The 7,444-nt window shown below is 65.5% G+C and carries 7 protein-coding genes and 1 pseudogene; 7 read left to right on the forward strand and 1 reads right to left on the reverse strand.

All coding sequences use genetic code 11. The features are described from left to right. Positions 1 to 15 precede the first annotated feature (15 nt). The 7 genes from ACZ49J_RS26150 to ACZ49J_RS26180 all read left to right on the forward strand — a co-directional run bounded on the left by ACZ49J_RS26150 (position 16) and on the right by ACZ49J_RS26180 (position 7,012). A complete protein-coding gene (locus ACZ49J_RS26150) occupies positions 16 to 1,104 on the forward strand; it encodes a thiamine pyrophosphate-dependent enzyme (protein WP_467451586.1) in 1,089 nt (362 codons plus the stop codon). Further along, the gene (locus ACZ49J_RS26155; protein WP_326661226.1) at positions 1,101 to 2,078 is read left to right on the forward strand and encodes an alpha-ketoacid dehydrogenase subunit beta; all 978 of its coding nucleotides are present in this window, start codon (positions 1,101 to 1,103) and stop codon (positions 2,076 to 2,078) included. Before ACZ49J_RS26150 ends, ACZ49J_RS26155 begins: the two co-directional genes overlap by 4 nt. Positions 2,079 to 2,090: 12 nt before the next feature. Further along, complete coding sequence (locus tag ACZ49J_RS26160; protein ID WP_467451585.1) at positions 2,091 to 3,374, forward strand: dihydrolipoamide acetyltransferase family protein; 1,284 nt, start codon at positions 2,091 to 2,093, stop codon at positions 3,372 to 3,374. Beyond that, positions 3,367 to 4,233: a TIGR03084 family metal-binding protein gene (locus ACZ49J_RS26165; protein WP_467451584.1), complete on the forward strand. Its 867-nt coding sequence runs from the start codon at positions 3,367 to 3,369 to the stop codon at positions 4,231 to 4,233. Before ACZ49J_RS26160 ends, ACZ49J_RS26165 begins: the two co-directional genes overlap by 8 nt. After that, positions 4,226 to 5,188 (forward strand): agmatinase, encoded by a 963-nt coding sequence (speB, locus tag ACZ49J_RS26170; RefSeq protein ID WP_467451583.1) that lies wholly within the window; start codon positions 4,226 to 4,228, stop codon positions 5,186 to 5,188. Before ACZ49J_RS26165 ends, speB begins: the two co-directional genes overlap by 8 nt. Positions 5,189 to 6,012: 824 nt before the next feature. Further along, on the forward strand, positions 6,013 to 6,159 hold the full coding sequence (locus tag ACZ49J_RS26175; protein ID WP_467451582.1) for a hypothetical protein: 147 nt from the start codon (positions 6,013 to 6,015) through the stop codon (positions 6,157 to 6,159). A 241-nt stretch (positions 6,160 to 6,400) separates the two neighbouring features. Further along, positions 6,401 to 7,012, forward strand: a complete 612-nt coding sequence (locus ACZ49J_RS26180) for a hypothetical protein (RefSeq protein WP_467451581.1) — start codon at positions 6,401 to 6,403, stop codon at positions 7,010 to 7,012. 149 nt (positions 7,013 to 7,161) lie between these two features. Here the strand turns inward: ACZ49J_RS26180 and ACZ49J_RS26185 are convergent. After that, positions 7,162 to 7,444, reverse strand: a pseudogene (locus ACZ49J_RS26185) (transposase); the annotation flags it as partial.

Here is a 7,444-nt window from a genome sequence, read left to right on the forward strand (position 1 = left end):
CACGATGCTCTGGACATGCTCCTCACGGCAGAGCACGACCTGGCCGACCGACCCCCCTTCCGCATGATCGAGCAGGACGGTTCTCCTACCGCCGCCGGCGAGCAACTCGGGATCGACATCGAGCTTGCGAAGGTCCTCTATCGCGACATGGCGATGGCGCGACGGTTCGACCACGAGGCTCTGGCGCTGCAGCGCAAGGGGGATCTCAATCTGTGGCTGATGAGCTGGGGACAGGAAGCGGCCCAGGTCGGTTCTGTCAGGGCGCTGCGGTCCGACGACATGGTCTTTCCCAGTTATCGTGAGCACGCGGCGGCCCTGGCCCGCGGGCTGTCGCCGGCCGAGATCATGAGCCAGTGGCGCGGTGTGTCGCACGCAGGGTGGGAGCCCGATAAGCACCGGTTCCACATCTACTCGCTGGTGCTCGGTACCCAGACGTTGCACGCCGCCGGATACGCCGCCGGAGCACTGATCGAGGGCTCCGACGAGGTCGTGGCCGTGTACTTCGGTGACGGGGCCGCCAGCCAGGGCGATGTGAACGAGGCTCTCAACTGGGCTGCTGTGGGGGGCCTTCCGGTGCTGTTCATCTGCCAGAACAACCAGTGGGCCATCTCCACCCCGACGCAGCGACAGATGAAGGCACCGTTGTACAAGCGTGCCCATGGCTTCGGTCTGTCCTCCTTCCACGTCGATGGCAACGACGCATTGGCCATGCACGCGGTCACGCAGTACGCCTGCGAACGGATCCGCCAGGGTGGGGGACCGGCGCTCATCGAGGCAATGACCTACCGGTTCGGTGGACACAGCAGCTCGGACGATCCCAAGCGGTACCGGTCCGATGCGGAGCTTGACGTCTGGCGTGCGCGTGACCCGTTGCCTCGCCTGGAGACCTACCTCCGACACGCCGACGTGGCGGCGACGTGGTTCGACTCGTTGGCGTCCGCGTTGGAGGAATTCGCGATAGATGTCCGCACGGTCTGCTCGGGGTTGAATCCCCCGGAACTCACGGACCTGTTCGACCGCGTCTACGCGGAGACCCACCCGGTGGTCACGGCGGAGCGAGCCGCGCACCGTGAGATCGTCGCCGCGAACGGGACGGAGCGATGAGCGTGCCGACCATGGCGCTAGGCCAAGCGATCAACGCGGGGCTACGACGGGCCATGGAGGCCGATGAACGCGTCGTGGTGATGGGGGAGGACGTCGCGGCCCTCGGTGGAGTGTTCCGCGTGACCGATGGACTCCTGAAGGAGTTCGGCGAGAACAGGGTCTTCGACACGCCGCTGGCCGAATCGGGAATCGTCGGCACCGCGATCGGACTGGCCCTGCGCGGTTACCGACCAGTGTGCGAGATCCAGTTCGACGGCTTCGTCTACCCGGCCTTCGACCAGATCGTTAGTCAGCTCGCGAAGATGCGTGCTCGGTCCGGAGGCACGATCTCGCTGCCCGTCGTCATCAGGATCCCCGTCGGCGGCGGCATCGGGGCCGTCGAACACCACAGCGAGTCGAACGAGGCCTATTTCGCCCACACAGCCGGACTGCGGGTCGTCTCGTGCGCGTCACCGGACGACGCGTTCCACATGATCCAGCAAGCGATCGCATCCGACGACCCAGTGATCTTCTACGAGCCGAAGCGACGGTACTGGGACCGAGGCGCCGTCACCGACCAGCCGCAGTCGAGCCTCCACGAGGCGGCGATTCTGCAGGACGGCGACGACTGCACCATCGTCGCGCACGGGCCGACGGTGAAGACGGCGCTTGCCGCCGCCGAGGCCGCTCGCGAGGACGGCTACTCGGTCGGAGTCCTCGACCTGAGGTCGATCTCACCGCTGGATGTCGACTCACTCAAGGCTGTGGCTCGGCGCACGGGCCGCCTCGTCGTCGTGCACGAGGCGTCGACGATCGGGGGTATCGGCTCCGAGATCGCCGCTGCGGTCACCGAGACATGCTTCTACGACCTCCAGGCGCCAGTCCTGCGGGTTGGCGCCTACAACCTGCCCTATCCCCCGGCGGCCGTGGAAGAGCTCTTCCTGCCCGACGTGGACCGAGTCCTCGATGCCATTGACCGATCGCTGCAGTACTAGGAGTGACAACCGATGATCCGCTTGGTGCTCCCGGACGTGGGAGAAGGCCTGAGAGAGGCCGAGATCCTCGCGTGGAACGTGGCTGTCGGTGAACGCGTTGAGGTCAACCAGATCCTCCTCGAGATCGAGACAGCCAAGTCCGTCGTCGAGCTCCCCTCGCCGGCGTCCGGGACAATCGAATCGCTTTACGTCGAGGAAGGGGCAATCGTAGCGGTCGGCACACTGCTCGTCTCGATCGACGACGCATCCGACGATACCGACACCGGCCCCGAAGTCGTCGTCGTCCCCGACGACGACGCGGACGCGGACGCGGACGTCCTGGACCCTCCCATGGTCCTTGTCGGTACGGGGCCCGCGCCGGCGGCGGCCAGGTCGCGGCGGCTCCGGCCCCGCGGCGCCGACGTCTCTGCGCCCCCGCGGGTCGAAACGGCACCGTCCGGACATGCCGGCAGTCGCGCTCGTGCCAAACCGCCGGTACGTCACCTGGCCAAGACACTCGACGTCGATCTCAACAGCCTGGTGCCCAGTAACGGGACGGTGATCAGCCGTCACGACGTGGAGGCCGCCGCTGCAAAGCGCCCGGAGACCTCAGATGTACGCGAGACGCGGGTGCCGATCCGGGGCGTCCGGAAGGCCATCGCCGAGGCTGTGACCCGGTCGGCCTTCACGGCACCACACGTGACGGAGTTCCTCACGGTCGACGTCACGGCGACCATGGAGATGCTGAGCCGACTGAAGGCTGACCGCCGGTGGGAGGGCGTTCGGCTCACCCCGCTGCTCTTCGTCGCCAAGGCGCTGCTGGTCGCGGTGAGACGGTACCCGGAGATCAATGCACGCTGGGACGAGACGGCCCGCGAGATCGCCCGCCTTCACGACGTGAACCTGGGGATCGCGGCAGCGACACCGCGCGGACTGCTGGTGCCCAACATCAAGGGAGCTGACGGCCTGCACCTGCGTGAGCTCGCCACAGCCCTCGGTGACCTGATCGACACAGCACGCCGTGGCAAGGCGACACTTCACGACGTGTCCGGCGGCACGATTACGATCACCAATATCGGTTCGCTGGGCGTCGACGCAGCCACCCCGATCCTTAACCCGGGCGAGGCGGCGATCCTGGCCTTCGGCGCGGTGCGTGAGATGCCATGGGTCGTCGAGGGACAACTCGCCGTGCGGCAGATCACTCAGCTGGCACTCTCCTTCGATCATCGACTCGTGGACGGGGAACTCGGGTCCCAGGTCCTGGTCGAGGTCGGACGCTTGCTGCACGACCCGGCGGAGGCGTTCCTGTATGTCTGAGTCGTCTCCGCACACACACGCCACCGGTGTGGTCACCGGTCTCGTCGCCGACCTCACCGCCGAGCACGAGGCGCTCGTCGAGATCTTGCGCGATCTCCCCGAGGAGTCCTGGGAGTCGTCGACGCCCGCACCCGGCTGGACGGTGCGCGACCAGGTTGCGCATCTGGCCCACTTCGACACCGTCGCGCGCATCAGCCTGGAGACGCCCGAGGCATTCGAGACCATGCGTGATGGCATCGACGACCTCCAGCGCTACATCGACGGTGTCGGCGAACGGACGGTCGGCATGTCCGGTGCGCGGATGCTGGACCGGTGGGCTGAGGAGAACGCGCGGATGCGCGAGTCTGCTGTCCGTGCCGACCATCGAGGGCGCCACCCCTGGTTCGGTCCGCCGATGTCCCTGGCATCGATGCTGACGGCGCGGCTCATGGAGACCTGGGCTCACGGTCAGGACATCGTCGACACCTTCGGCCTGGTCCGGCCGGCCACGCCGCGTCTGCGCCAGGTGGCCCGCATCGGACTCTTGGCGTTGCCCCACAGCTTCCGTACGCACGGTCTGGACGTCCCGGCCGCCGACGTCGCCGTCGTCCTCGACCCCCCGGGCGGCGGTGAACCGTGGACCTGGGGTGATCCCCTGAGCCCGAACCGCGTCAGCGGTCCGGCCGAGGACTTCTGCCTGGTCGTCACCCGGCGCCGCCACGTGGATGACACCGAACTCCAGCTCAACGGACCGGTCGCGACCCAGTGGATGACGATCGCGCAGGCCTTCGCCGGTCCCCCCGGCGGAGGGCGCGCGTCTGGGCAGTTCGAACGGCGCGTTACGCCCATCCCGGAACCACACGAGGTGGCTCATGACTGAATCTCCCATCGGTCCCGTCGACGCGACGAAGGTTCCGAGGTTCGCCGGCCGTGGAACGTTCGCCCGCATCCCGGAGATCGGCGACGTCGGCGATTACGACATCGCCGTGCTGGGCGTGCCCTTCGACGGCGGAACCTCCTACCGGCCTGGAGCGCGGTTCGGTCCCATGGGGATCCGTCAGGCATCGCGCGATCTGCGGCCCGGGTTCCACGTCGAGCTGGACACCGCACCGCTGGAGCGGGTCCAAGTGGTAGACGCCGGCGATGTGTCGTGCACGCCCTACAACATCGACGACGCACTCAAGCAGGTCGAACGACACGCCCGCGAGCTACGGGGCGACGGCCTGAAGCGCATTATCGCCCTGGGCGGCGATCACACGGTCGCGCTACCGATGCTGCGCGCAGCCAAGGAGACCTACGGGCCGGTCGCACTCGTTCACTTCGATGCCCACCTCGACACGTGGGACACCTACTTCAATGCCCCGATCACGCACGGGACCGTGTTCCGGCGAGCGGTCGAGGAGGGGCTGCTCGCGGAGGAGAAGTCGATCCACGTGGGCATTCGTGGACCTGTCTACGACGAGCTCGACCTCGTGGACGATGCCCGCCTCGGATTCCGGGTCATCCGCGCCGGGGATCTCGACGTCATCGGCATCGACGGCGCGGTCGATGCCGTCCGACGTCGAGTGGGCGATGCGCCCGTCTACGTCTCGGTCGACATCGACGTGCTTGATCCGGCCTTCGCCCCGGGCACCGGCACCCCGGAGATGGGCGGGCTCAACAGCCGCGAGCTGCTTCACGTACTCAGAAGCCTCGCCGGCCTCAACATCATCGGCGGCGACATCGTCGAGGTCGCGCCAGCGTACGACCACGCGGAGATCACGTGCCTGGCAGCCGCGACCGTCGCCTTCGACCTCGTCACGCTGATGTCGAAGAACGAACCAGGCGGCCGCTGATGCCGCACAGTGCCCGACCAGAGAAGCGGCGTCCTCCTTGTCAGCCGTCGGCATCGCGTAGCTGGCCGACGTCGGCTGCACCGGATCCCGGTCCAGGAGCGACGCATTCGCAAGGTTCACCCCGCAGGGGTGCATGGCGTAGCCGCGCGGACCAGCTGCTGCCAACTCCTTCACGTTCCGAACAGCAAGGCTGAATTGGTGGGCAGTTGGCGGTCGGGATCGGGGTGCATCCGCGCTCTGGTCCGGGGTGACGCCGGGGTGACGCCTCTTCCCTGCCGGTATCGCTGTAGGTCGCCGCAGGTCGGCGGACGGAAACGGAATGATCTTTGGGATCGGAGCGGGAAGCTGCGTGGAAGGTGTTTATCGATCCCGGTGGAACGGGGATAACCACAGTAGAGTTGGTTGCCAACTTGGTTAAGTTGGTTCAACTTGGTTCTCGATTCTCCTGTCAGCCCAGGTGAGACGAGACCGGCAGCCTGCTGCGGCAGGCATGCGGGGTCTGTAGCAGCAGGCCCCGAAGACGCGTGCGGCCCCACCGGCCTCTGCATCCGGCGGGGCCGCCGTCGTAGATGGAGCACGGAAGATGACGGAGCCCGGGCTCCTGCAAAAGCGTGCCTTGCCCCGGAGTTGTGTTCCGGCGCATCAGCGGCAGGGCATTTCCCGGACACGCATATGCGGCTGCTACCGCATAGCTCACCGCTCCACCTTTCTCACCTGGGCTGACATGAGAGGACACGCAAATGAGGACCCGTCCACCCGAAGTGCACGGTCCTGGAAAGCAACCGGGGCCGGAGCAACATGCCGTTTCTGTACTGCGGTTGCCCGTGGCCAATGCCGTGGCCGCCGTGGTCATCGCCATTGCCCCACTGCTGGGAGCCATCGCCGTGCTCCTGGTTATGCGCGGCGGGCTTGAAGCACTCGGCACTGCCGTGACGATCGCCGGCTCGGGATTCACTCGACGTCGTCGCTGAAAAGGATGGCATCCTGCACCTTTTCGACGACAAGAACGGTCCACGTGCGGACTTCCAGAAGAACCAGGGGCGAAGAGGGGGCTATGCTTCAGTTGAAGCCGGCGGTGGGACCTGGTACGGCCGCAACGCCGAAAATGCCGGTCTGCGTGGAAGCTTCGGCGCGAGCGACGTCAAGATCGCCGGGTACGGCGGCTACCCATTCACCGGTCGCTGCCGCTAAGGACAAACAGAGGAGACCCAGGTGGCTTCGTTGAAGCAAGAGGCGCTTGCCGCTTGCCGCTCCGCTTTGGCGCCTCTCGGTTTCATTCATCGCGGCGGGAGCCTTCTGCAGGACCGAGGAGAGGGAGCATGCGGATGGATAGGCCTCAACTTGGCCACCCATGGCCTTCCCCGCTCCCTGAAAGTCAACCCCGTAGTTGGTGTGCACTTCGCTCGGCTTGATGAAATAATGCTCGCCTTGCGGGATGACATCCCAAAAAAGCCGATGCCGGTAATCTCCAAGCCGCTCGGATATTTGATGCCTGAGAAATCATTCCGCGTTTGTGAATTTCCTCAAGGGGGCGACAGCGGTCAAGTCGCCGCTTCCCTGGCGAAAGCTGTGCGGAAATTCGGCGAACCTTATATCGCAACGTATAGCGACTGGGGTACCTTCTCGCGTGATGTCGATGCAGCAGGCCTGCTCATGGCACATGAAAGAGCAAAAGTGCTGCCGATTGTGCGTGCGATGAACGGGATGCGTGAAGAGGCTACGGGTATGGTCGAGGTCGAGCTTCGAAGGGTCTCGGATTCGGACGACATGTATGCTCACTCGTATCGGAAATTCGCAGAAAAATTCATTGCGAGATTTGGATAGTCGCTCAGTTCTGCAGAGTTTCGAGATGCTACCACAGCGTAATTGATGAAGCATCGGAAAGGACCCTTCAGGGTTCTTTCCGATGCTTCTGTTTCGGTCTCCTTTCGCTTTAAGGATTGCAGTCTACTGACTCTGAAAGCGTGATGTCGTCATGGTGAGGCGGCCACCAGTCCGGTTCCGGTGAGACAGCCATCGAGAACGTCGTGGCGGTACTGGAGCTGACGTAAACCCCGCCGGACGGCGGTGATGAGGTCCTCGGGGTCAGCGAAAGCGCGGTTGGCTGTGGTGGTTCGCCGAAGCACCGACCAAATGCCCTCGACCGGGTTGAGGTCCGGTGTAGGGCGGGAGTTGGTAGACGGTGAGCCAGTCCATTTCGGCGATGTAGCGGCGCATCCCGGCCGTCAGGTGGGTGTTCAAGTTGTCCCAGACCAG

It is taken from the genome of Streptomyces sp. NPDC030840 (assembly GCF_055572015.1).